This window comes from uncultured Victivallis sp. (assembly GCF_944391105.1).
Lineage (GTDB): Bacteria > Verrucomicrobiota > Lentisphaeria > Victivallales > Victivallaceae > Victivallis.
Genome location: NZ_CALXSK010000003.1, coordinates 67,587 through 92,875, shown reverse-complemented (window position 1 = coordinate 92,875; position 25,289 = coordinate 67,587). Strand labels below are relative to the sequence as shown.

Genomic DNA, 25,289 nt, shown 5'->3' with positions numbered 1-25,289 from the left:
CTCTTCCCCTCCCCTCCCTACTGGAACATCGACACGACCCGCAGCGCGAACGGCCCGATCAGAATCAGCATCACCGCCGGCAGAATGCAGATGATGATCGGCATGATGATTTTCACCGAAGCCTCGTTCGCGAGCTTTTCGGCCAGCGTGAACCGCTTGTTTCGCTGCATATCGCTCTGAATCCGCAGAATCTGCGCGATGGAAACGCCCAACTCCTCCGCCTGAATGATCGAATTCAGCGCGGCCGTGAGATCGGTCTGCCGCACGCGCTGCGCCAGCGCGCGCAATGCCTCGGTCCGCTTGCGTCCGAACTGAATCTCCTGAAACGTCCGCATGAGTTCCTCGCCGAGCGGGTCGAGTTTGCGGCGTACGAGGATGTCGCGCAGCGCCGAGAGCAGATCCCGTCCCGACTCCACCGAGAGAGTCAGGAGGTCAAGCACGTTCGGCAGCGCCTTCATGATCGACAAATGCCGCCGCTTGATCTCGCTGGAAAGCCAGAAGCCCGGAAACAGCGCGATCAGCAGCGCCAGCAGAGCCCACCCCCAGAAATAACCCGCCAGCAGTCCGAAACCGAGCAACAGCAGCGCCACCAGAAAAAACACAAGTCGCAACGCCACAAAATCAGCCGGAGAAAGCATATCCCCCAATCCCGCCATCCAGAGTTTCGGTGCGACGAGATCGCGCCAGCCCGCCAGAGACGGCCCGGTGGCCAGCGGCCGCGTCACCGTGATGAACGGCAGCAGCAGCCGGATCAGAACCGGCAGCCGCCGCGGAACACGCTCGACCTTTTCCGAAAGGTCGATCTCCAGCAGAAAACGCCCTGCCATCAGCGCGAGACAACCGACCGAAAACGCCGCACAGAGCGCCGTAATGAATACCATGAATGATCCGTACATCCGCCGCGTCCCCCTCTTCTAAACATCAATCGTCGTGATCTTCCGAATCCAGAGAAACCCCAGCACGTCGAGCACCACCACCATGATGACCGCGACGATGCCGAGCGGACTGGCGTAAAACTCATCCATCAGCGCCGGACTCGCCCACGACATCATGAACATCAGCACAAACGGCATCAAAGCGATCACGAGCGCCTGAAGCCGCCCCATCGCGGTCAGCGCCCGCACCTTGTTCGAAATCTTCACGCGTTCGCGGATCAACGCCGCCACGCGCTCGAGCGTCCCGGTCAGCTCGCCGCCGGTCTGGCGCGCGGTCAGAATCGCAGTCGCAACAAGTTCGAAATCCTCCGATCCGAGCCGCCGGTTCATGTTTTCGAGCGCCTGTTCGAGCGGGACGCCAAGCCGGATCTCCTGCGTGAGCAGCCGGAACTCGACCGAGACCGGGTGAATGTTCTGGTCGGCCACCTCGTCGAGCGCCTGATTGATGCTGAACCCCGCTTTGAGCGAGCTTGAAATCATGCCGAGCGCCTCTTCCAGCTGGATGTTGAATTTCTGAAGTCGCCGCACCTTCAAATAACGCAGCACGAGCCGCGGCAGCCAGAACAGCACCACCCCGATCCCGAGAATCAGCAGCCATCCCCACTTCCACGAAAACGACTCCACCCGCGTGGAAAAGAGAATCGCCGCGGCGATCATCCCCGCGGTCGCCACGCCGAGACTCAGATCCAGCACCCGTCCGGCCGGCATCTGGATGAGCACATCATCGAGTTCCGTGCTCGCCTCCTCCAGAAACCGCTCCCGGTAGCGCGCGGCGACGTAGACTCCGAACTCGATCAGCACCATCGTCGCGAGGAAGACGCTGAAAAAGGCGAAAAGTCCCGGCCAGAATGAGTTGTTCAGCATTTATCCCTCCCTCCTCTGCTCCGGGTTGAACATCGAAATATCGCAATCGAGCTTCGCCCGCTCGATCTCCTCCATGAAGGTCGGCAGATTTCCGGTCGGCTCATGCACGCCGACGATGCGGTTCTGCGAATCCCAGCCGGTCTGTCGGAAGACGAAAAGATCCTGCATCGTGATGATCTCCCCTTCCATCTTCGTGATCTCGCTGACGTTGACCAGCTTGCGGCTGCCGTCCCGCTCGCGGCTGATCTGCACGACGATCTGAATCGCCGAAGCGATCTGCTCCCGGATCGCCCGCAGCGGCAGGTCGAATCCGGCCATCAGCACGAGCGTCTCAAGACGCGCAAGCGCATCCCGGGCGGAGTTCGCATGGATCGTCGTCAAACTTCCGTCGTGGCCGGTGTTCATCGCCTGAAGCATGTCGAGCGCCTCGCCGCCGCGGCACTCGCCGACCACGATTCGATCCGGACGCATGCGCAGCGCGTTGCGCACAAGGTCGCGGATCGTGACCGCCCCTTTCCCTTCCACGTTCGGCGGGCGCGATTCAAGCCGTACAAGATGCTCCTGGTGCAGCTGCAGTTCCGCCGCATCCTCAATCGTCACAATGCGTTCGCTGTTCGGAAGATAGGAACTGAGGACATTCAGCAGCGTTGTTTTTCCGGAACCGGTTCCGCCGGAGATCAGAATGTTCTTGCGCACCGCCACGCAAATAGCGAGAAACTTCACAATATCAACCGAAAGCGAACCGAACCGGACCAGATCGGCCGCCATCAGCGGCTTGCGGGAGAATTTCCGGATCGTGATCGTCGGCCCCACCAGCGAGAGCGGCGGAATGATCGCATTCACACGGCTGCCGTCCGCAAGGCGGGCGTCCACCATCGGCGAACTCTCGTCGATGCGCCGCCCGAGCGGAGAGACGATCCGTTCGATCGCGGAGAGCACCTGCCCGTTCCCCGCGAACGCCGTGTCGGTCCGGTAGAGGACGCCCCCCTTTTCGACGTACACCTGGTCGGGACCGTTCACCATGATTTCGGTCAGATCGTCACGTTCAATCAGCGATTCGAGCGGCCCGAGTCCGACCGCCTCCTGAAACAACTCCTTTTCTATGACTGCAATATCAAGTTCCGCCGGGAGCTGAATCGTCAGCTGCGACAGGATTTCACGAATCATCGAACGGGCCTGCCGCGACAACTCCTCACCGCTCACGCCGGAAACCGCGAGTTTCTTCAGATTCAGCCGCTTCAGCAATTCCGCATGCGCATGTTTCTTGATCTCCTGAACGATCGGCCGCAGATGCTCCGGCACACCGGAAATGCGCAACACGGGAATCTCCTGCTTGTGCGGCTCGAGAATATCCAGATCCGCTTTTTTTTCAACGGCTTTCGCCGGATTGTTCCTTGCGGACGCCACCGCGGCGGGAGCATCGCTCCGGCCGGCCGAAGCCTCCGGACCGGCCGGCGCAGCGGGGAGCGGGGTTCCCTCCTCCTTCAGCCGCCGCACCCGCAGAACCGCCTTGCCGATCCGGATCCGCGTACCGAGCGGAATCTCATAGGGCTGATTCGGAAACAGCGTGCTGCCGTCCTCCATCTCCGTACCGTTGCGACTGCCGAGATCCATGACCACCAGACGGTCGTCGCGCACGATCAGCTGAGCGTGGCGTGACGAGATCTCCGGGCGTGGAATCCGGATATGGCAATCCTTCCCCGTACCGACCAGATAGGCGCCAGAAGGAAGTCGTGCGGCCGTCGTCGGCGCGCCGGGCTGCTGGATTTCAAGTTCGAGCATCGGAACGCTCTCCCTTCCGTTTACTTGAGCATCCGGCGCTGTTCGCGCTTCTCGTTATATTTCGGAATCTCCTGTTCGAGCAGCTTGAAGTTCACGCTGCGCGATTCGATGTCGCGCGCGATCCGTTCATCCTCGAAATTGCGCAGAGAAAGCGTAAGTTTCCCCTTCTGCGCGGCAAAGACGATCATTTCCACCTCTTCCGGATAGAGCAGCAGCGTGACGGTTCCGTAGCTGCGCGCCGCGTTGGGATCGAGCGCATTCGCGCCCCAGCGGTTGCCGACGGCGAGAACCTTCACATTCTGCAGAATCGTGAGCGTCACGGTATCGAGCGAACTGTCGCCGCGCACATCCGGGAACCGGAACGTGCCGATCACGTCGACGTTGTCGTTCGGCTGAATCAGATTGTTGACCGAAGAGACCGGGTCGACCGGAATCGCCACCGCCCGGAAATCCTGCTGGATCACACCGGAAAACCCCTGCCGCTGCGAAAGAGGTTTCAGATCGGTGCTCTGCAGCACCTGCCCCGCCGACATCGACACTTCAAGACGGCGGCCGATCACGCGCGAAACCTCCGACCAGGGAATCTCGCGGCTGAGCCCGCCCTCGGTCGGACGACGTTCCGTCTCAAACCGTGCCAGGTCTCCCTGTTTGAGTTCGTCTCCCTCGACCATGTTCCGGGTCAGGCGGATCAGAACCACGGTCTGCGACGTGCCGCGGATGCTGCGCCGTTCGGCCTCCAGCTGCTGATAGGTGAGAACAAACGCGATCACCCCGAAGAGCACCGCCCCGAGCAACAACAATTTCTGCCGCATAACCGCTCCTTATTTTCTCCCGCCGGAATCCTTTTTCCGCAATATACAACGTGTCATCGGAAAAATCCAGTCCCCGCTTCCATTTATCAGAGGAAACCCGTCCCGCTCAGGAGTGCTCCGGCGGATCCACGGAAATTTCATTCAGGATATCTTCGACCTTTTTCCGGTAAGTCTCGATGCCCGCTTCGTCGAGATTTTCCGGAATCGGGATCATGTCGCCAAGCACAAGCGTCAGCGTCGAAAATGGTTTCGGAATCTGGAAGCGATCCCAGCTTTTCACGCTCCAGCAGCGCGAGGCGTTCACTGCGATCGGAATAATGCCGGTTCCGGTCACGGACGCGAGTGCGACCGGGCCGCTCTTCATCACGTACCGCGGCCCGCGCGGGCCGTCCGGCGTAAAGCTCACGTTGTACCCTTCCCGAATCGCCTTGATCCCCGCCCGGTAGGCGTTCGCCCCCTTTTTCGAGGAGGAGCCGCGCAGACTCTTCAGTCCGAGGATGGAGATGAAGTCCGCGATGTACTGCCCGTCGCGCGAGGCGCTGACCACCGCGACCGTCCGTTTCCGCGCCTTCGCCGGAAACAGCACGGCGAAAAACATCAGCCGATTGTGCCACGTGACCGACACCGCTCCGCGCGCCTGCCCGATGTGGTCGTTCGGGTCGACGATCCGCACCCGGAAAAAGAGCCGGACATAGAGCTGCATGAACCGCGCGGGCAGCCAGTAGATCCAGGTCGGCAGCTTTTTCACGCTGCGGAATTTTTTCTTGAGAAATCCCATTTCAGCGGCTCCGGAAATGTTTGCAGCGATCGGTGAGCGGACACTTGTCGCATTCGGGACGGGCTCCGGCATGGCAGACGCGGCGGCCGTGAACGATGATCAGGTGGGAAAAGTTCGTCCAGAGCTCGGGCGGGGTTTTCGCGTTGACTTCGGCTTCGATCCGGACCGGATCGGAAGTCGAAACGTATCCAATGCGGTTCAACACGCGGATCACATGCGTGTCGGCCGGGAAGCCGGGAATGCCGAACGCATTGCCGAGTACGACGTTCGCACTCTTGCGGCCGATGCCGGGCAATTTCGTCAGTTCGTCCATCGTCCGCGGAACTTCACCGCCGAACTGTTCGACGAGCATCTTTGCGCATTTCGAAAGATTTTCACTCTTGTTGCGGTAGAGGCCGCACGGCTTGATGATCTCCGCGATGCGTGCGACGTCGAGCTTCGCCATCGACTCCGGATCGGGAGCGGCGCAAAAGAGCTCCTTCGTCACCTCGTTGACCCGGTCGTCGCGACACTGGGCCGAAAGCATGACTGCGCACAGCAGCCGGAACGGCGTCGCATGGTCAAGCGGGCAGCCGAGCTCCCCGTAAAGCGCGAAGAGATCATCATAAAGCGCGCGCCACTGTTTCGGGGTCGCCATTACTCCACCTCCCCCGCAAACCGCAGGAAACTCGTCAGCAGCCGCAATCCGGCCCGCTGACTCTTCTCCGGGTGAAACTGCGCCGCGAAACAGCGTCCCCGCCCGATGCAGGCGGAAAACGGCACGATATATTCACACTCCGCAACCGTGTACCTCTCCGAAACCGGGACATAGTAGGAGTGGACGAAGTAGAAGAAACTCTCCGGCGGCAGCCCTTCCCCGAGCGGGCACTCCGGCCGAAAACGGACGCTGTTCCACCCCATGTGCGGGACTTTCTCCCTCCCCTCCGGGAAGCGGACGACACGGCCGGGGAAGAGCCCGAGTCCGGCGACACCCGGCGCCTCGTCACTTGCTTCGAGCAGCATCTGCATGCCGAGGCAGACGCCGAAGAAGGCTCCGCCGCGGTTCAGCAGCTCCGGGATCGCCCGGTCGAATCCGCGCGAGCGCAGATTCTCCATTCCGTCGCCGAAGTTCCCGACCCCGGGCAGGATGCAGCAGTTGAATTTCCCCAGTTCCCGGGCGGACTCGACGAGTTCGACCCGGGCTCCCACGGTTTCGAGCGCCTTCCGCACCGAACCGAGGTTCCCCATATTGTAATCGAGCAGCGCAACGGCCATAGTTTTCCCTTCCATACGCAAGGTGGTGAATCGATTCGTTTTAATATAACACGGTGTCCGGAATTTTTCCACGACCCCCGTGAATTTCCTCTTTTTTCCGAAAAAAAACATTTTCCCTCTTGACATCGCGATGGAAATGTTTCATAATATATATCAAATTGGATTAAGCCATTTGATAAAAATAAAAAATGACCCGCACTTTGGCACTATCTAACATGAAGGAAAGGGAACATGAGAAAACAGAAATTCACCTTGATCGAGCTCCTTGTTGTGATAGCGATCATCGCGATTCTGGCGTCGATGCTGCTGCCGGCGCTGAACCAGGCGCGTGAACGGGCGAAGAGCGCGAATTGCCTGAGCAATCTCAAGCAGATCGGCACGGCCGACGCGCAGTATGGACAGGATTACGAGGGGTGGCTCTACGGACCGAAACTGAAGGTTGCCCCTTCTGTGAATGTTTCCGGATCACTGACGACAGATTCCTGGGCGGTCAGTGTGGGCAATCTCGGTTATCTGCCGACCTGTAACACAACCCGCAAAAATGTGACCTGGATTGGGGCGTGCCCTTCGGTCTATCCATTCGGAAAATTTGAGCACGAATACCGTTGTTATGCGAAACGCGGCATCCATACCTCTGACAAGGTTAATGTCAATCAGGACGGCTTCTGGAAAGTCTCGGGCAATTCGTTTAAATCCGTCGCGCCTCCGGGAAGCAATTATACGGACAAGAACTCCGACAAACTCGTCCACTGCTCTCCGTCGAAGTTCGTCACGACCTACGACAATTATGTCCAGATCAATTCGACAACCAACCAATGGTCTCAGATGAATTACGGCTCCTTTGAAAGTTACAGTCTCAACCACTCCGGAAAAGCGGGCGTGCTTCTTTACGACGGTCATGCGGAGTTCTCCCGCAGCGGCTTCAATGGGACCTTCCTTGGATGCGTGGATCCATATACGACAACGATCCGGCTCTGGGTCGGGCCCTAGTTCAGAGAGTTTCATCCATGATTGCGACACCACTCACACCGCGCAGCCAGGTCAAAGAGGCGCTGCTGGAGAACATCCGGAGTCAGGCGGTCGGAACCCGCCTCGCTCCGGAGCGGCGACTCGCCGAGGAGTTCGGGGTCAGCCGCTCAACCATGACCCGGGTGCTGGAGGAACTCGTGAAGGAAGGGTATCTCTCGCGCCGGGTCGGCAGCGGAACCTTCATCATGCCGCACGACAGCGAAACGACCTCAGCACGGGTGTCGATCCGATCACGGGGCGAAGTGCTGATCGCTTCGCCGGATTATTTTTCCTATCCGCTCTGGGAGAAGCAGAACAAACTCGAAATCGGGGCGATGCACTCGAATCTGCAGGTGGTGAATCTGAAGATCCATCCGGAGTCGGATTTCGATTCGCTGTTCGAGCTGGCCGGCAACTGCCGGAATCTGCTCGGAGTGATTCTGAACGCCGGGCTGCCGACTCCGAAACCGGTGCTCAGACGGCTCGATGAAATCGGCGTTCCGGTCGTCATCATCGGCGAACTCGACCGGATTTCGATCTACCGGAACATCTGCTCAATCGGCAGCAATCACTTCCAGTCCGGCTACCTGAAAATGTCGGCGTTGCTGAAGGCGGGACATACCAGGATCGGCTTCATCCCGAACGAACCGCACTCCATCGCCCAGCAGGAGAGCGTCCGCGGCATGAAAGAGGCGATCCGGGAGTACCGTCTGCGCTGGCGCGACGTCGTTCTGCCGACCAGCTCGATCGAATTCTGGCAGGATCCGATGAAATGCGGATGCATCCAGACCCGCGAGGTGCTCGAACTCGCTCCGGACGTAACCGGCCTGGTGGTCGATACGATCCCGGGTGCGATCGGGGCGTTGCGCGCGATCGCCGAAAGCGGCCGCAGCTGCCCGGGGGACGTGAGCATCGTCACGGCATTGAGTTACGCGGGCATCGAGGAGTTCACGTTTCCGAGTTTGTCGAACGTCACCGTTCCGGAAGAAAAAATCAGCCGCACGGCGCTCGACCTGATTCTGCACCGTGAAAAGTTTCATTCGCGAGAATTGATTATCGATGTGGAATTCAATGAGCGGGAGAGCATCCGCGATTTGAAAAACGAATAAAGCCATTCCGGCTCATCACCCAAGGAGCAACCAACGATGATTCCATTGACCAAACTGGCCGCGGCGGCCTGTGCCTCCGCAACGCTGGCGCTCTCCGCCGCCGGCCCCGAACTCAGTTCCGAGAGCTTCGGAATTCTGAAGGACAAACCGACCTACATTCAGGAGTGGCACATCTGGTGGGGCTTCCCCTACCCGGACCGGCAGCTTCCGTTTCTGCACATGGATTCGACGATGACCTCCGACGACGAACCGTGGCGTCTCGACTGGAACCGCAACGGCTATCCGCTGGTCGGCCCTTATGACGCGGCGAATCCGGAGATCATCCGCTGGCAGATCCGCTGCATGAAGGCCGCGGGCCTCGATTCGGTCGCGGTCATGCTCCATCCGGACAACAACAAGGGAATCGCCTTCATTCAGGAGGCTCCTACCGACATGATCGAGCGGATTCTCAACATCGCCGAAGAGGAGAATTTCCAGGTGTTCTTCATGGACGAGGTCGCGTTCCGCCACGGCACGATCGCGCAGAACACGGATGTCATGGCGCAGCGGGCCATCCGCTTTCTGAAGAAATACGCCTCCAAACCCGGATTCTACCGCATCGACGGCAAACCGGTCTACTACTTCCAGACCTACGGCTGGCCGGTGAAACCCGAAGCGCTCGAGGCGATGTTCCGGAAAGTTGAATCCGAGGCGGGTCCGGTTCACTGGATGGTCTTCGGCGCGGTGACGCGGTTCGGTTCCATTCCGCAGATCGCCTCGATGGTCGACGGAGCGAATCACCACCGCCGCAACAAAGTGACGCGCGCGTGGCAGTTCAAGGAGCAGGATCCCGCGGTGATTTTCGCAAACGGCCACAAATTCGGCAAAAAGATCACGGACATGCAGTATCCGAAGTTCGACGGCACGAGCCAGCCGTGGCGGCAGACCGGCGTCGCCCAGTACGGGCTCGACGGCCGCACACTCGAAACGACGATTCTGCACTCGCTCAAGAGCAATCCCGACTTCATCATGCTGGCGAGCTGGAACGACTGGGAGGAAGGAGCGAACTTCGAGCCCGGCTGGGACTTCGACGGATTCGCGGGAGATCCCTACCTCTACTGCCGGGTGATTGCACACCTGCGCGGAAAAGAGTTCGTTCCTCCGCCGCCGCCGCCGAAAGAGGCGGTCCATCCGACGATCTGGGAGAAACTCGGCTACGGGGACGGCGCCGGCCCGGTCGTGGATAAGATCCAGCGTTCGCACAATCGCGGGGGATCGCTCGCGGTGACGGTGCGGGACACGGCGTCGGAAGTCACCGCTCTCGAAGTGGTCTGGAACGGCGACGTCTACTACCTCGCACCGCAGGGGCCGGACGGAAAACCGGGCGGGACGCTCGTTCCGGGTTCCGAATTGCCGAAGAGCGTGCAGCTCAAGAATGTTTTCACCTTCTCACCGGGTTATGCGACCAGCGTCCGTACGGGAGGTCTCACCTTCACGGTTCCGGAACCGGCAAGCGTGCCGGAAACCTTCGCCATCGGCGTGGCGACCGCATTCGATCCGGAAAAGCCGATGCAGTCCGTGAGTGTCCGCGCGACGAACCGTGAGCCGGTGCTGCTGCGGGAGCCGATCGGCGGCAAACAGCTCGACTACACCTTCAACCTGACCCCCTACCCGCGCGACAGCCGCTTTCCGGGGGAGATCTGGAACGGCTGGCGTACGGCGGTCGCCGTGAATCCGCGCCCGATGGACCTTGCCAAACCGCTTACGCTTGAGGCGGACGGAGCGAAACTCGGGCTGATTTCGATTCTCGGGGATGTGAAGGAAGAACGCGTCGTCACGAATGGCGAACCGTTCGACGAGGCGGGTAAAATCAAGACCTTCCGCCTGACGCTGCCGGATGAAGTGCTCAATACGCCGGGCGCGCATTTCGTCTGGCTGCGCGGCAAGGACGCGGCCGGGAACTGGGGAAGCCCCGTTCTTTACGCAGTGCCGAACTACGAGTTCTTCGATCTCGGTTCCGACGCGGTGGTCGAGGAGGAACTCGATGTTCCGGGCGCGGTTCTTGCGGACAACTGCTCACGGCCTGGGCAGTGGAAGCAGATCTCCGGCGGCAGACCTGAGACGCGGCCCTACGTCGAAAAGCGGAATTCGACCCGGTTCCAGATCAGCAATTCGCTCGTGTACCGTGATCTACCGAAGCCGCTGCAGGGCGGGTTCAAGCTCACGTTCGAAGCGTCGCACACGAGTTTCCAGCGTTATCTCATTGTCGCGCTGACCGATGCGGAAGGGAAACGCGGCTATGGAGTCGGCTGGGATTCGGTCCGCTCCGACATGGCCGGCGGCACGGGTTTCGCGCGCATTCTGAAATTTGACGAGGCGAAACCGCTCGCCTGGAACACCACGGGCAAACAGCTCTCGAACACGCCTTCCGGTCACCCGGCGCTCGATGACGAAACTCCGGCCCGGTTTGAGCTCACGCTCCGCGACGGAGTGCTGACACTGAAGGTCGACGGGAAGGTGATCGCCACGGCAAAAGATCAGAATTTCGGGAAATTCAACCGGATTTATCTGCGCGGGAATCAGAGCCAGATTCTTGACAACATCGTCGTTACGCCCTGACGGGCAGCCGGCCGGAGGGTTTCTCCCGTGCGGAGATTCCCTCTGCGCCTCAAATATGATAACAGGGATTCGCGGATATTTTTTCTGCGAGATTTCCTTTCGTTCCCCCCTTGATTATTCGGGAGAAACTATTATATTCCTGATAATTAAAGGAGGGGATGAATTTTATGAATTTTGTATATCCGCAACTGCTGTGGCTCGCATTGCCACTGCTTTTGCTCTTTGCCGGAGCGGGGCTCTATGCGGCTTCGAAACGGAAAAAAATGCTCACCTTGCTGCTGGGACAATCCGCATCGGACCCGGCGGCCGTGCAATATTCGCCCGCCAAACGGAGAATCCGCTTTGCGCTGCTCGTCGGCGTGATGCTGCTTCTGGTCGGGGCGGCGGCGCGTCCCTATCGTTCCTACCGGGTGATTTCCCAGCAGGGATTCGGCAGGGACATTCTTGTGCTGTTCGACGTATCCAAGAGCATGTGGGCGACCGATGTCGCACCGTCACGGCTCGAACACGCGAAATATCTGCTCCGGGAACTTGTGGAGGGAACCGGTTCGGATCGGTTCGGATTCGTGGCGTTCGCCGGGCGGGCGTTTCTCGCATGTCCGCTCACGTCGGACAAGACGACACTTCTGCAATACATCGATGAGCTCGGGCCGGAGAGCATTCCGGTCGGCGGAACCGATTTGGAGCGGCCGATCAAGATCGCGCTTGACGCATTCGAGGCGGCGGCGGGAAACCGGGCGGTGCTGCTCGTTACCGACGGCGATGAACTCTCCGGCAACAGCAGTGCTGCGATCGCGGAACTCAAGGCTCGCAATATTCCGCTCTTCGTGGTCGGTCTCGGGGATCCGCGCATTGCGGCGCCGGTGCCGGATGAGAACGGCGGCTTCAAACGCACGAGCGACGGCGAACTTGCCACAAGCCGCCTCAACGAGGAAAAGCTCAAGGAGTTTGCAAGAGAGACCGGCGGGATGTATCTGCGCAGCACGGTCACCGATCCCGGGATTTCCCAGCTGGAAGCACGGATCGATCAGCTCGGCAAAGCGCAGCAGGAAGCGGTCGACCGGATGATTCCGTATGATGACTTCCCGTTTCTGCTTGCGGCGGCGGTGGTGTTGTTTGCCATTTATCTGCTGCTCGGGGAGCGTCCGTTCCATTGGCGCGCGGTTCTGCCGCTGGCGGTGCTGTTGCCGTTCTGTGCAACCGGGGCAACTCCGGCGGAGCTTTACAACCAGGCACGTGAAAAACAGCTTGCTGGCGAGGAGGAGGCTGCCGGACTTTACGAGCAGGCGATCCGCGAAGGGGTCGGCGACGAAGAGGTTCGAGCCCGGTCGCTGTTCAACCTCGGTATTGCGGCTCACAAAAGTGCGGAGGAAAATCTGAAGAAAGCGGTGGAGTCGGTGCAGGCGCAGCAGCTCGATCCCGCGCTGAAGATGCTCGATGAAACGCTCGGGCGGATCGAAAAGACGGAAGAGCTTTACCGGCAGAGCCTCAGCGCATCCGGGGATATGCCGAACCATCTCTCCCGTCTCGCGACAGATCGCCGCCGGGCAGAAATCTTAAAGAAAAAGATTGAGGAACTCAAGGAACAACAGAAAAAGGCGCAGCAGCAGACCCGGCAGGCCCAACAGCAGAATCAGCAGAATCAGCAGAATCAGCAGAATCAGCAGAGTCAGCAGAGTCAGCAGAGTCAGCAGAGTCAGCAGAGTCAGCAGAATCAGCAGAATCAGCAGAATCAGCAGAGTCAGCAAAATCAGCAGAATCAGCAGAGTCAGCAAAATCAGCAGAATCAGCAGAGTCAGCAAAATCAGCAAAATCAGCAGAATCAGCAAAATCAGCAGAATCAGCAGAATCAGCAGAATCAGCAGAGTCAGCAGAATCAGCAGAGTCAGCAGGATCAGCAGAGTCAGCAAAATCAGCAGAATCAGCAGAATCAGCAAAATCAGCAGAATCAGCAGGACACGGATCGTGCCATCGAACAGGCGAAGCGCGAAGCCGAGCAGCTGAAACAGCAAGCCGATGAACTGAATCAGAAACAGATGAGCGAACAGGCCGAACGCGCCCGGCAGGAGCTGGAAAAAGCCGCGCAGAAGCGTCGGGAGAATCAGAGCGACGAGGCGCAGAAACACCTCGACGAAGCGGCTCGCGCCCTCGCCTCCCCAGGCGATAATGGCGAAAACGGCGAAGAAGATAAACAGCAGCCGCAATCCGGCGAGGAGAAGAATCAGGACGACGGCCAAAAGAGTTCCGACTCCACCAGGCAGCAGAACGCCGAACAGAAGTCGGATGATCAGGAGCAGTCGGAAAAGCAGAAGTCCGAGGCTGAAGCTGCGGAGGAAAACTCCGAAACCGGCAAAGCCGGGGACGAAGAAAAAGAGGGTCAACTCTCCGAGGAGACCGCCGAGCAGCTGCTGCAGATGATGCAGGATGAAGAAAAAACACTGCGCGACCGGGTTCGCCCCTCGTACAGAGAACGCAAAGTGGAAAAGGATTGGTAACGTGAAACAGTTCATCATTACAATCATGTTTTTTGCGGCGGCTCTCGCGATGGCCGCCGGAATCGAAGTGTCGGTCGACCGGGATTCCGTTCCGGAGAACGAACCGTTCTACTTCTTCCTGGAAGTCGACGGGAACCTGGAAAATCAGATCCAGCTTCCGCCGCTCAAAAACGGTCGCTGGCTGACCAACATGCGCCAGAACAGCACCCGCGTCATCAACGGCCGGGCAAGCCGCAGCATCGGCATCGGCATTGTCGGGACGGCGGCGGGGAAGCTCGTCATCCCCGCGTTTCCGGTGAAGGTCGACGGCGAGGAGGTCATGACGAAACAGCTTGAAGTGGAAGTCGTTCCGCTTTCGGAGATGAAAGTCGGCAATGACCGCGGCGAACGTGTTTCATTCAAGGATGCGATCACAGGAGAATTTTCGATTCCGGGCGGCCGCCGAAGCTATTACGTCGGCGAGGCGATTCCGGTGCGGATCACGGTTTATGCGCTTGAGTCACTGCGGCCGCGTCTCGTCCAGCTGCCGGAACTCTCGGGAATCGACGACCTGATCTCGCGCAGCTACACCTGGTCCGACGGACGCACGGCCAACTTCGAGGAGCCTTCGGTGCGGCCTACGGTTCACGACGGCCGCCGCTGCCTGAAATTCGAGTTCAACACGGAACTGCGTCCGCTCAAAGCCGGACGGATCGAGCCGGGGGCGTCGCTGACGCTGAACATCGTCATGCCCGGAGAGGAGGAACGCACTCCGTTCGGATTCGGTTTCATGTTCGACGACTTCAACTATAAACCGTACACGCTGGCGATCTCCGCTCCGGAACCGTTCGAAGTGAAACCGCTTCCTCCCGCGCCGGCCGGAAGCATCAACCTCGGACTTGTGGGCGAGTGGAAACTTACCGGCGGATTCGACCGCAACCTCGCGAAGATGGGCGAAGCGCTGACCTTCTATCTGAAACTCGAAGGCCGAGGCACCGCCGATACGCTCATCGCGCCGAAACTCGCGTTTGACAACATGCGCGTATTCCCGGCCGAAGTGCAGAAGGGAGAGGATGAGATCCGCATCCGTTACGCGGTCGTCCCGCTCAAGACCGGAGAGTTTCAAAAGAGTCTCCGGTTCGCAACCTTCGACACCGCGACCGGAAAATATGCCGTGCATGATCTCGATCTCAAGCTGACGGTAGAAAAGAGCGAACTGCCGCTCACGCCGGGCTACACGGCGGGAGGAAACGATTCCGCGGCGGAGACGTCCGCCGCGCCCGGAACGTCGCAAAGCTCCGGGCGCCCCTCCCCCGTCCGGCACACGCACCGGACCGATCCGGGCAGCGGAGTGCGGCTGCCGCTCATGCGCAACGCGATTCCGGCTGCGGCAGGAATCGTGGTCGTTGCAGGACTCGTTGCGCTCGTCATCGAGCTTGCAGCACGGCGGCGGCACCGGGCGGCTCACGATCCGGAGTTCCGTCGCGCACGGCTTCTGAAGAAGGAGACCCCAAAACTCATTGCCGGACTCAAGGCGGCCCGCACTGAAGAGGAATTCCGGCATCTCATGACCACCGGGGTTCACCCGCTGCTGGCGGAGGCGCTGCGTCTGCCGCCGGGCGCGACACCCGGAGAAATCGCCGCCCGGGTCGAAGATCCGGAATTGCGGAAATTCCTCGAAGATGAGACCGCGTCGGAATTCATGCCCGCCGCCGCCCGGGAAGCGCTGTTCAGCCGGGCGAACGTCGAACTGCTCATCAAGGGACTGAAAAAGTACGCGCTTCTGCTGCTTCTGGCCGTTTTCGCGCTTCCTGCCGCGGGAGCCGACCCGTTCACGCGGGGCGGAGAGGCGTTCGCCGCGGGCAACTACGGGACCGCGCTGGAAGAGTATCGCAAGGTTCTGAACGACCGGGCCCCCTCCCCGCATGTTCTCTACAACCTCGGGGAAGCGGCTTACCGGCTCGGCGAGCTGCCGCTGGCGAAGGGATATTTTGAACGCGCCCACCGGCTCGCGCCGCGCGACCCGGTCATTGCGGAGGATCTCCAGCTGGTCGACGATCAGTTGAAACTTTCTCAGGGAAAGGAGTCCCGGCTCGTGCACTGCCGCGATTTTCTGCGGCCGGATCACTATCTGCTCGCGGGTGCGGTCGCTCTGGCAGTGCTGATGCTTGTCGCGGCACTCCGGCGCATGATTCCGACCCCGCTGGTGCGGATCACGCTGGCGGCAGCGGCGGCGGTGGTGATCCTCTCGGCAGTGGCGATTCACTTTCAGCTGAACGGGAGTTACCATCCGGACCGTGCGATCGTGCTCGGCGAAACGGTCGAACTGCGGTCGCTCCCCGGCAAATCGAGCGGCAGCATAATTGCGACCGTTCCCGGCGGCAGTGATGCGCGAATTCTCGACCGAAACGGAGAATTCGTCCGGATCAGCGCCGACGGGCAGGACGGCTGGGTTCCGGGAGAAGCGGTCATGCCGCTCTTCTGAAACCACAAAAAACGCCTTGCTTTTCCTGCGGGGCGGCAGTATATTAGTTCGACAGACGAAAACAGCGGGGGGCGGCGGAGAAAATCCGCCCTTCCGCTTTACGGGAAACAGTTTTTCAGGGAAGGATTCATCATGGGCAGGACGATCGGAACGGCGTTGACACCCTCCGCATGCAAGGTGCTCTTCTGCGGGGCGGGCGAACTCGGCAAAGAGGTGGTGATCGCAATGCAGCGGTTCGGGGTGGAGACCATCGCGGTCGACCGCTACGCAAACGCCCCCGGCATGCAGGTCGCCCACCGGTCGCACGTCATCAACATGCTCGACGGCGCGGAGCTGCGCCGCGTGATCGAGCAGGAAAAACCCGATCTTATCGTACCGGAAGTGGAAGCGATCGCAACCGATACACTGGTTGAACTGGAACAGGAGGGGTATCACGTCGTCCCGACAGCGCGCGCGGCGAAACTCACGATGAACCGCGAAGGGATCCGCCGTCTTGCGGCCGAGGAGCTGAAGCTCCCGACCAGCCCCTACCGGTTCGCCGCCACGCGTGAAGAATTCGACGCCGCGGTTCGCGAAATCGGAATTCCGTGTGTGGTGAAACCGATCATGAGCTCTTCCGGTCACGGACAGAGCGTGGTCCGTTCCGAAGCGGACATCGACAACTCCTGGAAAATCGCTCAGGAGGGGGGCCGCGCCGGAGCGGGCAAGGTCATCGTTGAGGGGTTCGTCAAATTCGATTATGAGATCACGCAGCTGACCGTCCGTCATGTCGGCGGGACCTCGTACCTCGAACCGATCGGCCACCATCAGGTCGACGGCGACTACCAGGAGTCATGGCAGCCGCAGAAGATGAGCGACAAGGCACGCGCGGAAGCGCAGAGAATCGCCGGAGCGATCACCGCCGCACTCGGCGGATACGGCATTTTCGGCGTCGAACTCTTCATCTGCGGCGACCGGGTCATCTTCAGTGAAGTCAGTCCGCGTCCGCACGATACGGGCATGGTAACGATGATCTCGCAGGATCTTTCGGAGTTCGATCTGCACGCCCGCGCGATCCTCGGTCTGCCGATTCCGAACATCGCGTTCCATGGGCCGTCGGCTTCGAAGGCGATTGTTGCAGACGGGAACTCGAAAGCGGTCCGCTTTGCAAACATCGACGGGGCGCTCGCTGAACCCGACACGCAGATCCGGCTCTTCGGCAAACCCGAACTCAAGGGGCATCGCCGTCTCGGCGTCTGTCTCGCACGGGGGAACTCAACCGACGAGGCGCTGGAAAAAGTGTTCCGCATGCGCAGGGCTGTTGAGGTCGAACTCTGAGAATGATCCGCAGCGCGGCCGACATCGCGTTCAGCTGGTCGGTTCGGCGGCAGGAGATGTGGAACTTCTGCCGCCGGAGTTGTTTTCTTCACTATTACGGGGCGCGCGGCGGCCATGACGCGGATGCCGTTCCGGAGTTGCGCAACCTGCACGAAATGCGTTCGCTGTTGTCGGAGAGCGGCTATCTGCGGCGTCTGATCGGGTCGGAGCTGCGTGCGGCATTCTATGCGCCGCATGAATCGGAAGACCCTGAGTTTCCGGCCGGATTTCCACATCTTTCCGGCGCGGTCATGAGTCGGTTTCACCGGGAATTTCACCGGATGCTGCACGGAGAGTTCCGACGTGACCACGCCGCGCCGATGCTGGAAACGCTCTACTATTCCGACTCCGCCGGCTCCGGTGCGGTACGGGAACGGCTCGAGCGGGAACTTCGTCAGGCGCTTGACGCGCTCGAATCAGGCGTGTGGCCGATCCTTGCGTCCGTCCGTTTCCTTCATCGCCGCGCGATCGACTCTCCGCTCGAAGTGACGATTCCCGGCGGAGTGCACTGTTATGTGGTTCCGCTTCTCGCGTTTCAGGAGAAGGGAGTGCTCTCGTTCGTGGAGAGTTCGGGGACCGATACGACGGCTCTGCTGCTGCGTTTTCATGCGATGAACGTTCTGCACATTCCTCCGAACCGGGTGCGAACATTCGAACTTATCCCGGAAAAAGGAGTTCTGCGGGAGTCCGGGATCGAACTCAACGCCGCGCGCACACTGCGGGAAATTCAAGCCGGCGCAGCGGAGATGCTCAATGCGGTCCGTCCGTCCGGCGAAGTGTGCCTTGATGACTTCCCGCCCCGTCGGGAGGCGTGTTCCGGTTGCCGGTTCCGGGCGTTCTGCAGACAGCTCTGATCCGTCAGAAGGTCGCCAGCGCGGTGAAACTCATCATGCCGTTCCGCCCCGCTCCTTCGACAAACAGCGTATTCCCGTCGAATTCACCGCCGATGGAGAGCACGTCCGGCGAACGGACTGCGGAAAGATAGTGAAGCTCCACCGTCCGGAAACAGGGCGGCTCCCCCCGTTTCGCAGCGGCGAAATCCTGTACCAGCCCCGCGTATTCGGCGTTGTTCATGTGGCCGTTCACATCCTCCATCGAGTAGCGGACGGGAACTTCGAGTTCAGGCGTGAGCGTGCGTGCAGCGAGTTTCTCCTCCAGTTCGAAGTAATCCGGCAACGCGGAGTTGTCCGGCAGTTCGACCGGAAGAGCCTCAAGTTTCAACGGACGCAGACGCGGAAGTCCGAGCAGCAGCCAGCGGCTCGACGCACGCGCAATCTCCGCACCGTCCCCGCCGATGACCCGGAACTGGCGCGCGGCATGCAGCCGCCGGAAGCCGTTCGGCCAGGTTTCGACCGTGACGCGCTCCCCGATCCGCGGAGAGCGTTCCATCGCAAGTTTCAGGCGCGACAACACCCAGATCATGTGGTTGTTCCGCAGCATTTCGAGCCCGACTCCGAGCTGGGAAGCATGATTCGCAGCCGCTTCCTGAAGAAAATCAAACCAGCCGGCGAGCCGGAGGTCGCCGTTACGGTCGGCCTCGCGGTGGCGGACCACAAAATGTTCCAGATAAGTCGCCGGCATGATGATCACCCCTCCCGCCAGGTCAGGATCGGCCAGTTGCGCTCCCCGGCGATGCGGCGAAGTTCGCCGGAGGGGTTGACCGTGTTCGGAAATCCGACCGCGTCGAGGATCTGCACATCGTTGACGCTGTCACCGTAATAGGCGAAATCCGCGAGTGTGACGCCGTGGCGCGCCGCCCACTCCCGGGCGATCTCGACCTTCCCCTCGCGAGCGCCGTAGGGACCGGTGATCCGGCCGGTGAAGCGGCCGTCCTTCAGTTCCAGAGTGGTGCCGAGCACCTCGGATATTCCGAGCGCCGCCGCAATCGGCCGCGCGACGATCGAATTCGTGCTCGTTAAAATCGCCACCGGCACATTCCGTTCCAGCAGAGAGCCGACCAGACGCCTCCCCTCCCCGTAGATGTGCGGCTCGACGAATTCCCGGAAATGGAGCTGCGACAATTCGAGCATCTCCGGCTCACTTCTTCCGACGAACTCCCGAAATTGAAACCCGTAGAACTCTTCGACATCGAGCGTTCCGGCATTGTAGTCGTCAAAATAGCGATCCGCCTCTGCCAGGTCCGATTCCGGCGCGAGGCCGTGCTTCACGACGAACTGTTTCCAGCTCACATCGCAGTCGTGGTTGATGAGCGTATGATCCATGTCGAAAAAATAAACCGAAGGACGCGTCACTTTGCGGGAGTCTCCTCAATGAGATGTTGGATTTCCGTGCGAAACCGTTCGAGCAGAGTCTCAGCGCCCTGCCGGTCCGCACACTCGACATTCAGCCGCAGCAACGGCTCCGTATTCGAGGAGCGCATGAGAATCCGCCCCTGCGGCAGATCGAACCGCAGCCCGTCGAAGGTCAGCGGATCGTACTGCCGGTAACGCCGCGTCATCTCCGCCAGAACCGCGCGGGAGCGGATCGGAGGCAGGGAAAAGCGGCACGAGAGGTTCGCTATCGGCGGAAAATCCGCCACGATCTCCGAGAGCTTCCGTTCCGAAAAAGCGAGCCGTTCGAGAATCAGCGCCATTGCGCAGAAGCTGTCGCGCCCCGGATGCACGCGCCGATCAATCACACCGCCGCAGTTGCCCTCCCCGCCGATCATGCCGTCGACGGCGATCATCTTCTCGACCACGTTGATCTCTCCGACCGGCGCCGCATAAAATTCGCACCCGTAGCTTCGGGTGATCTCCTCCACGAGCCGGGAGGTCTGAACATTCGCGACCACCGGCCCCGGATCCCCGCCGTCGAGCACCTGATCGACCGCCAGCGCTACCGTGTGATGGGGGGTCAGTGCGACACCTTCGTCGGTCACGACGGTCAACCGGTCACCGTCCGGATCCTGCCCGAAACCGACATCGCAGTGCGCTTCCCGCACCACACGGCAAAGTTCGCCGAGATTCTCGGGCAGCGGCTCGGGGGGGCGGGAAAAACCGCCGTCCGGAACAGCGTTTACAACGAAAACTTCGCAGCCGAGCTTCTCCAGAAATCCCCGGCTGTACAGTGCGCCGACACCGTTCACGCAGTCGACCGCGACCCGGAACTTTCGCCGCCGCACGGCATCGGAATCAATCACTTCCAGAATCCGCGCCTCGTGCGCCGCAAACGCTCCGTCCAGCGGACGAATGTCGCGGAAATCCGATTCGGACCGGTACGGCAGATTCCCCTGATTGTAGAGGTCGAACAGTTCGGCAGCCTCCCCGGGCGAAAGAAACGTCCCGGCCGCGCCGATGAACTTCAACGCATTCCACTCGGCCGGATTGTGACTCGCTGTGATCGCGATCCCCCCCGCCGCCCGGTTCGCCTTGACCGAAAACTGCAGCGTCGGAGTCGGCACGATCCCGGCGCGCATCACCTCGCAGCCCGCGGCGAGCAGCCCCGCCGTAACCGCCTGCTCGAACATCCCGCCGGTCGGACGGGTATCCCTTCCGACGACGATGCGCCCGCCGCCCTGATAGAATCCGAACGCCGCGCCGAGTTCCGCCGCAAGACGTGCGGTGAGCCCCTCGCCGACGATGCCGCGGACGCCGCTCTCGGAAAATTTCAGTGTACTGGTTCTGCTGCCCATCCCCTCTCTCCGGTTCTGATGCTCCCTCATGGAGGGAATATAGCGCAAAAGCGGCATCTTTTCAATGAATCTTCCGCCGGGATTTGATATTTTCAGCAAATGCGCTAGATTAAGAACAATTGAAACAACCTGAATTTTTCCGGAGAAATCATCATGTCCTATCCACCCGTACCCGACGCGGGCGGCGCTTTCGCGACCGCCACCGATCTGTTGTTCAACACGCCGCACACCGAGACGCTCGGCCTCGACGGCGACCTCACGGACTGCTACAAACTCAATCTGACCAACGGGATCTTCCAGATCATCGGCAGCCTGAGCTCCAGTCTCCGGGTCAAAGCGACCCTCTATGATTCGGACGGGAAAAAGGCCGCACCGCTTTCGATCTCCGGCGGCAAATTTTCCATGAAGCCCGCCACGCTCGCCGCCGGGACCTACTATCTGATGCTCGAAAGCAGCGACAAAGGCAAAAGCACAGGAGAGTATACGCTCTCCGTCACCGGGACCGAATTCCCCGCAGCCTCCATGAACAACACCCTTCACGACGCCACCCGGCTGCCGCAGAGCCCGGCCGGAAACGCCGCAATTGACGGATGGGTCGGCCTGGGGGACTCCGTCGACTACTACCGCATCGACCCCGCGCGCGCCGGCAACCTCTTCATCGGCGTCACCGGACTCTCAGCGAAAGTCAAAGTCACCCTCTACCGCGCCGACGGCAAAAAACTCAAAAGCGTCTCGCTCTCAAAAGACAGCTCCGACGTCTTCAAGGGAGGCTACCTGCTCGACGGCGCCGCCTACCTTTCGATCGAATCCGGCGACCAGGGCAAGGGGAAGCAGAACACCTCCTACACACTCGATGTTCGCGAGAACTACTTCCCGGTTCCGACCGACAACAACTCCACGGAGGCCGCCGACACGCTCACCCTCGCTCCGGACGGCAGCGCCTCGTCAACAGGCTGGGTCGGCTATGGAGATGCGACCGATTTCTACCGGATCGATCCCGGACGGGCCGGAACCCTTTTCGTCAGCGTCACAAACCTCTCCGCAAAGGTCAAGGTCACCCTCTATCGCGCCGACGGCAAGAAACTCAAAAGCGTCTCGCTCTCCAAAGACAGCACCGACGTTTTCCGGGGCGGTTACCTGCTCGAAGACGCCGCGTATCTCTCGATCGAGTCCGGCGACCAGGGCAAGGGGAAGCAGAATACGGCCTACAAGCTGAACATCAACGAATATCTCTTTCCGGAAGCCTCCGCCGACAACTCCATCGCGGAAGCTGAAATCCTTCCTCTCGACGAAAACGGCCACGCGTCCGCCGACGGCTGGGTCGGCTTCGGCGACTCGGTGGATTTCTACCGGATCAATCCGGAGTCGGCGGGCCGGCTCTACGTCGGCGTCACCGGGCTTTCCGCCAAAGTCAAGCTCACGCTCTACCGTGCCGACGGCAAGAAGCTCAAGGACGTCACACTCTCCAAAGACAACTCCGACGCTTTCAAGGGGGGATATCTGCTGGAGGCGGGAACCGCTTACCTCTCCGTCGAATCCGGCGACAAGGGCAAAGGGAAGCAGAACAGCTCCTATACGCTGACCATCAACGACCACCTCTTCCCGGAAGCCACGGCCGACAACAGCGTTGAAGAAGCCGAATGGATCGACCTCGACGCCGGCGGGAACGCATCCGTCTCGGGCTGGGTCGGGTACGGCGACGCGGCGGACTGTTACCGGATTGATCCCCTCCGTGCGGGAACCGTTTCGGTCACACTCTCAAACGTCACGGACAAACTCACGCTTTCGGTATACAGCCAGGGAAAGAAGATCAAGACGTTGACCGTGAAACAGGGCAGCGGCTCACTGGACAACCTGCTCCTTCCCGCAATGCCGGTCTATCTGATGGTCGAATCCGGCGACAAGGGAAAGGGGAAACTCAACAGTGCCTACACGCTCGACATCACCGATCGCTACTCCGCCGCTCCCGTCGACAACAATGACCGCACCACCGCAACCCGGCTGAACTGGGATGATGCGGAGACGGCATCCGTCACCGATGCGGTCGGATTCGACGACCCGGTCGACTTCTTCCGATTCGAACTGGACAGCGCCTGCGCAGTCGATCTGAATCTCGTCCCGGACAATCCGGAAATCGAAATCGGCAAACAACTTAAAATCGAACTCTACAACGAGGCCGGCAAAAAAATCAAACTTGATTCCGCCTTCCGTTCCGGAGAACTCGATCCGGCGGTCTATTTCGTCGAAGTTGAAATCAGCAACCCGAAGAAATACAGCACCGGCTACCGTCTCGACGTTCAGCAGCTCGCGTGACGGGAAAAACGCCGGAAGGATCTGCCGTGCAAAGTTACGAGGAAGCGGCGCCGCGCCTCGCGCAGTCGAAGTTCCGAAGCCGTTTCCGGCTTCGGAAAACGGAACTGCTCAGCCTGGCCCGGTATGGACACGCCGCAATCGAGGCGCAATGCGCAAAGTTCATCCGGCAGCGGCTCGCCCCGGCGGAAATTTCGAACGACGGCAGACAGACCCCGATGCGCGGCCACCCCTGTTTCGTCGCCCAGCACGCGACCGGCTGCTGCTGTCGCGGATGCCTGGAGAAATGGCACGGAATTCCGAAGGGGCGGGCGCTGACCGAGGAGGAAATCGCCGGGATCGTCGCGCTTCTCATGGGCTGGATTCGCGCCCATGATGCGGGCGTCGAGGAGATTCCGCACACGCCCGATCTTTTTCCATGATCACCCGGGCGGCTTACGGCGCTCTGTGCCGCAGGCTCCACCATGCACGGACACCGGAAAAAAGCGACAAAAGAACCCACACGTGAAACACCACGTCGATCCAGATCGAAACTCCTCCACCCGGGACAAACAAAGCCAGCAGCAGAGAATCCGGCACAAAAAGCAGAAAAGCAACGAGAATGAGACAACGGATTTTTTTCGCCAGCACCCAGCAGACAGCGTACAGCAGGATCGACCAGAGCGCGACTCCGACGCCGAAGAAACTCCAGAAAGCGCCCCCCGTCTCCACGGCAAGTTCCTTTCCCACTGCGGCGGCCAGCCCCGGGAAAAACGCCGAAAATGGAAACGACACCTCCGCGCCGGAGACGATCAGCACCACATTCACCACCGAAAGCAGCGTCATGATTCCGAGGTTCGTGACCGCCCGCCGGAATTTGCCCGCCTCCTCCTCATCGATCGCGGCTGAAAGATCCGAAAGCGGAATTTCCCCCGAAATCGTCACGCTCCCCGGAGAAACCGGCTCGGACGCATTCCCCGAAACCACTTCCGCCGGAAGAGCCGCTTCGGCAGGAGAAACTTCCGGCCGCGGTTCCGGCCCGACGGGAGCGGGGCGTTCACGGCATTGGCGGAACTTCGCAATCGCCGCATCGCTGAAATTCTCGCGCCGCAGCTCCTCGTCCGAGGGGGGCGGCAAGGTGGAATTCCGGATCGAAAGGTAGAGCCCCCACCGCCGCGAAGTCTCTGCAAACGTTTCAAACGAGAGCGGCAGAGCCGGATTCCGGCCGCCGTCTTCGATCTTCCGCCTCAACTCCAGTGCCGTCCAGAGCAGTTTGCGCGGTTCTTCGCCCGGACGCCACTCCAAACGGACGCCCGGAATCTCCCGCATGGCGGCGATCTTCTTCCCGTTCACCACATCCATCATGGAACGATCCGCAAAAAACGAAGAGATTTCCACCGACGCCCGCCGGCAATAGCGCCCGTATCCGAACAGGTACATCAAACAGCGGGCGGGAAACTTCGGTCGCATCGCACAGACTTCCGCCCAGAGCGTTCCGTCCGAAGAGCGGAGAATACAGCGGAACTTCTGTTTCTCCTGTTTCAACAGCTCTTCCGGGCCCTGAAATTCTCCCACGCGGATCATTCCGGCGGCGACGAGTTCATCGGCTGCCTGCACAATTTTTTCCACATATTCCGGCGGAAAATCCGCCGAATTCACCGGACGCAGCGCGACACCGTTTTCGAGAAAATCGCGGAACGCATTTCGTATCGCCGACATCTGCTCCCTCACCCCGCGCGGACCGGCGACGGCGGAGAGAAGCATGCACCCCACCGGGATCAGCCACCACCAGCCGACACTCACTCCCGCAACGAAGAGAATCCCCAGGAGCACCAGAGAGATGACAAAGCAACCCACGGAACCGAAAAACACAACAGTCCATTTCATGAGGCACCTCCCTTTCCGCTGTCGGAA

The 25,289-nt window shown here is 60.5% G+C and carries 20 protein-coding genes; 9 read left to right on the top strand and 11 right to left on the bottom strand.

The window, feature by feature from the left end:
* Nucleotides 1–17: 17 nt before the first annotated feature.
* The 7 genes from Q0K10_RS02235 to hisH all read right to left on the bottom strand — a co-directional run bounded on the left by Q0K10_RS02235 (nucleotide 18) and on the right by hisH (nucleotide 6,425).
* Entirely contained in the window at nucleotides 18–896 is an 879-nt protein-coding gene (locus Q0K10_RS02235) for a type II secretion system F family protein (RefSeq protein WP_294502577.1), read from the bottom strand.
* A gap of 18 nt (nucleotides 897–914) precedes the next feature.
* Nucleotides 915–1,799 (bottom strand): type II secretion system F family protein, encoded by an 885-nt coding sequence (locus Q0K10_RS02230; protein WP_294502575.1) that lies wholly within the window; start codon nucleotides 1,797–1,799, stop codon nucleotides 915–917.
* A complete protein-coding gene (locus tag Q0K10_RS02225) occupies nucleotides 1,800–3,581 on the bottom strand; it encodes an ATPase, T2SS/T4P/T4SS family (RefSeq protein ID WP_294502572.1) in 1,782 nt (593 codons plus the stop codon).
* Between the two features lie 20 nt (nucleotides 3,582–3,601).
* Nucleotides 3,602–4,393 carry a Flp pilus assembly protein CpaB gene (cpaB, locus tag Q0K10_RS02220; RefSeq protein ID WP_294502570.1) on the bottom strand — a complete coding sequence of 264 codons (792 nt, stop codon included), beginning with the start codon at nucleotides 4,391–4,393 and terminating at the stop codon, nucleotides 3,602–3,604.
* A 106-nt stretch (nucleotides 4,394–4,499) separates the two neighbouring features.
* On the bottom strand, nucleotides 4,500–5,171 hold the full coding sequence (locus tag Q0K10_RS02215) for a lysophospholipid acyltransferase family protein (RefSeq protein WP_294502568.1): 672 nt from the start codon (nucleotides 5,169–5,171) through the stop codon (nucleotides 4,500–4,502).
* A gap of 1 nt (nucleotide 5,172) precedes the next feature.
* The gene (gene nth / locus Q0K10_RS02210; RefSeq protein WP_294502565.1) at nucleotides 5,173–5,808 is read right to left on the bottom strand and encodes an endonuclease III; all 636 of its coding nucleotides are present in this window, start codon (nucleotides 5,806–5,808) and stop codon (nucleotides 5,173–5,175) included.
* A complete protein-coding gene (gene hisH / locus Q0K10_RS02205) occupies nucleotides 5,808–6,425 on the bottom strand; it encodes an imidazole glycerol phosphate synthase subunit HisH (RefSeq protein WP_294502563.1) in 618 nt (205 codons plus the stop codon). The genes nth and hisH overlap by 1 nt, the downstream gene beginning before the upstream one ends.
* A gap of 231 nt (nucleotides 6,426–6,656) precedes the next feature.
* Between hisH and Q0K10_RS02200 the strand changes: the two genes are divergently transcribed.
* The 7 genes from Q0K10_RS02200 to Q0K10_RS02170 all read left to right on the top strand — a co-directional run bounded on the left by Q0K10_RS02200 (nucleotide 6,657) and on the right by Q0K10_RS02170 (nucleotide 18,309).
* Nucleotides 6,657–7,415, top strand: coding sequence for a type II secretion system protein (locus tag Q0K10_RS02200; protein ID WP_294502561.1), 759 nt, complete (start codon nucleotides 6,657–6,659; stop codon nucleotides 7,413–7,415).
* Nucleotides 7,416–7,432: 17 nt separating this feature from the next.
* Nucleotides 7,433–8,542: a GntR family transcriptional regulator gene (locus Q0K10_RS02195; RefSeq protein WP_294502558.1), complete on the top strand. Its 1,110-nt coding sequence runs from the start codon at nucleotides 7,433–7,435 to the stop codon at nucleotides 8,540–8,542.
* A 36-nt stretch (nucleotides 8,543–8,578) separates the two neighbouring features.
* Complete coding sequence (locus Q0K10_RS02190; RefSeq protein WP_294502555.1) at nucleotides 8,579–11,140, top strand: hypothetical protein; 2,562 nt, start codon at nucleotides 8,579–8,581, stop codon at nucleotides 11,138–11,140.
* Nucleotides 11,141–11,307: 167 nt separating this feature from the next.
* Nucleotides 11,308–13,635 carry a VWA domain-containing protein gene (locus tag Q0K10_RS02185; RefSeq protein WP_294502553.1) on the top strand — a complete coding sequence of 776 codons (2,328 nt, stop codon included), beginning with the start codon at nucleotides 11,308–11,310 and terminating at the stop codon, nucleotides 13,633–13,635.
* A 1-nt stretch (nucleotide 13,636) separates the two neighbouring features.
* Nucleotides 13,637–16,099, top strand: coding sequence for a BatD family protein (locus Q0K10_RS02180; RefSeq protein ID WP_294502551.1), 2,463 nt, complete (start codon nucleotides 13,637–13,639; stop codon nucleotides 16,097–16,099).
* Nucleotides 16,100–16,231: 132 nt separating this feature from the next.
* Nucleotides 16,232–17,416 carry a formate-dependent phosphoribosylglycinamide formyltransferase gene (gene purT / locus Q0K10_RS02175; RefSeq protein ID WP_294502549.1) on the top strand — a complete coding sequence of 395 codons (1,185 nt, stop codon included), beginning with the start codon at nucleotides 16,232–16,234 and terminating at the stop codon, nucleotides 17,414–17,416.
* Nucleotides 17,417–17,418: 2 nt separating this feature from the next.
* On the top strand, nucleotides 17,419–18,309 hold the full coding sequence (locus tag Q0K10_RS02170) for a hypothetical protein (RefSeq protein WP_294502547.1): 891 nt from the start codon (nucleotides 17,419–17,421) through the stop codon (nucleotides 18,307–18,309).
* Between the two features lie 4 nt (nucleotides 18,310–18,313).
* On the opposite strand, the gene Q0K10_RS02165 is transcribed toward Q0K10_RS02170, so the two are convergent.
* The 3 genes from Q0K10_RS02165 to Q0K10_RS02155 are packed head-to-tail and all read right to left on the bottom strand — an operon-like array spanning nucleotide 18,314 to nucleotide 21,086.
* Nucleotides 18,314–19,036 (bottom strand): acyl-ACP thioesterase domain-containing protein, encoded by a 723-nt coding sequence (locus Q0K10_RS02165; RefSeq protein WP_294502545.1) that lies wholly within the window; start codon nucleotides 19,034–19,036, stop codon nucleotides 18,314–18,316.
* Between the two features lie 5 nt (nucleotides 19,037–19,041).
* Entirely contained in the window at nucleotides 19,042–19,707 is a 666-nt protein-coding gene (locus Q0K10_RS02160; protein ID WP_294502543.1) for an HAD family phosphatase, read from the bottom strand.
* Nucleotides 19,704–21,086: a hypothetical protein gene (locus tag Q0K10_RS02155; protein ID WP_294502541.1), complete on the bottom strand. Its 1,383-nt coding sequence runs from the start codon at nucleotides 21,084–21,086 to the stop codon at nucleotides 19,704–19,706. Before Q0K10_RS02155 ends, Q0K10_RS02160 begins: the two co-directional genes overlap by 4 nt.
* A gap of 153 nt (nucleotides 21,087–21,239) precedes the next feature.
* On the opposite strand from Q0K10_RS02155, the gene Q0K10_RS02150 reads away from it, so the two are divergent.
* Both Q0K10_RS02150 and Q0K10_RS02145 read left to right on the top strand, forming a co-directional pair.
* Nucleotides 21,240–23,399 (top strand): hypothetical protein, encoded by a 2,160-nt coding sequence (locus Q0K10_RS02150; RefSeq protein WP_294502539.1) that lies wholly within the window; start codon nucleotides 21,240–21,242, stop codon nucleotides 23,397–23,399.
* Nucleotides 23,400–23,425: 26 nt separating this feature from the next.
* Nucleotides 23,426–23,818 (top strand): DUF4186 domain-containing protein, encoded by a 393-nt coding sequence (locus tag Q0K10_RS02145; RefSeq protein ID WP_294502537.1) that lies wholly within the window; start codon nucleotides 23,426–23,428, stop codon nucleotides 23,816–23,818.
* Nucleotides 23,819–23,831: 13 nt separating this feature from the next.
* Here the strand turns inward: Q0K10_RS02145 and Q0K10_RS02140 are convergent, their stop codons facing one another.
* Entirely contained in the window at nucleotides 23,832–25,262 is a 1,431-nt protein-coding gene (locus Q0K10_RS02140) for a hypothetical protein (RefSeq protein WP_294502535.1), read from the bottom strand.
* Nucleotides 25,263–25,289: the final 27 nt, after the last annotated feature.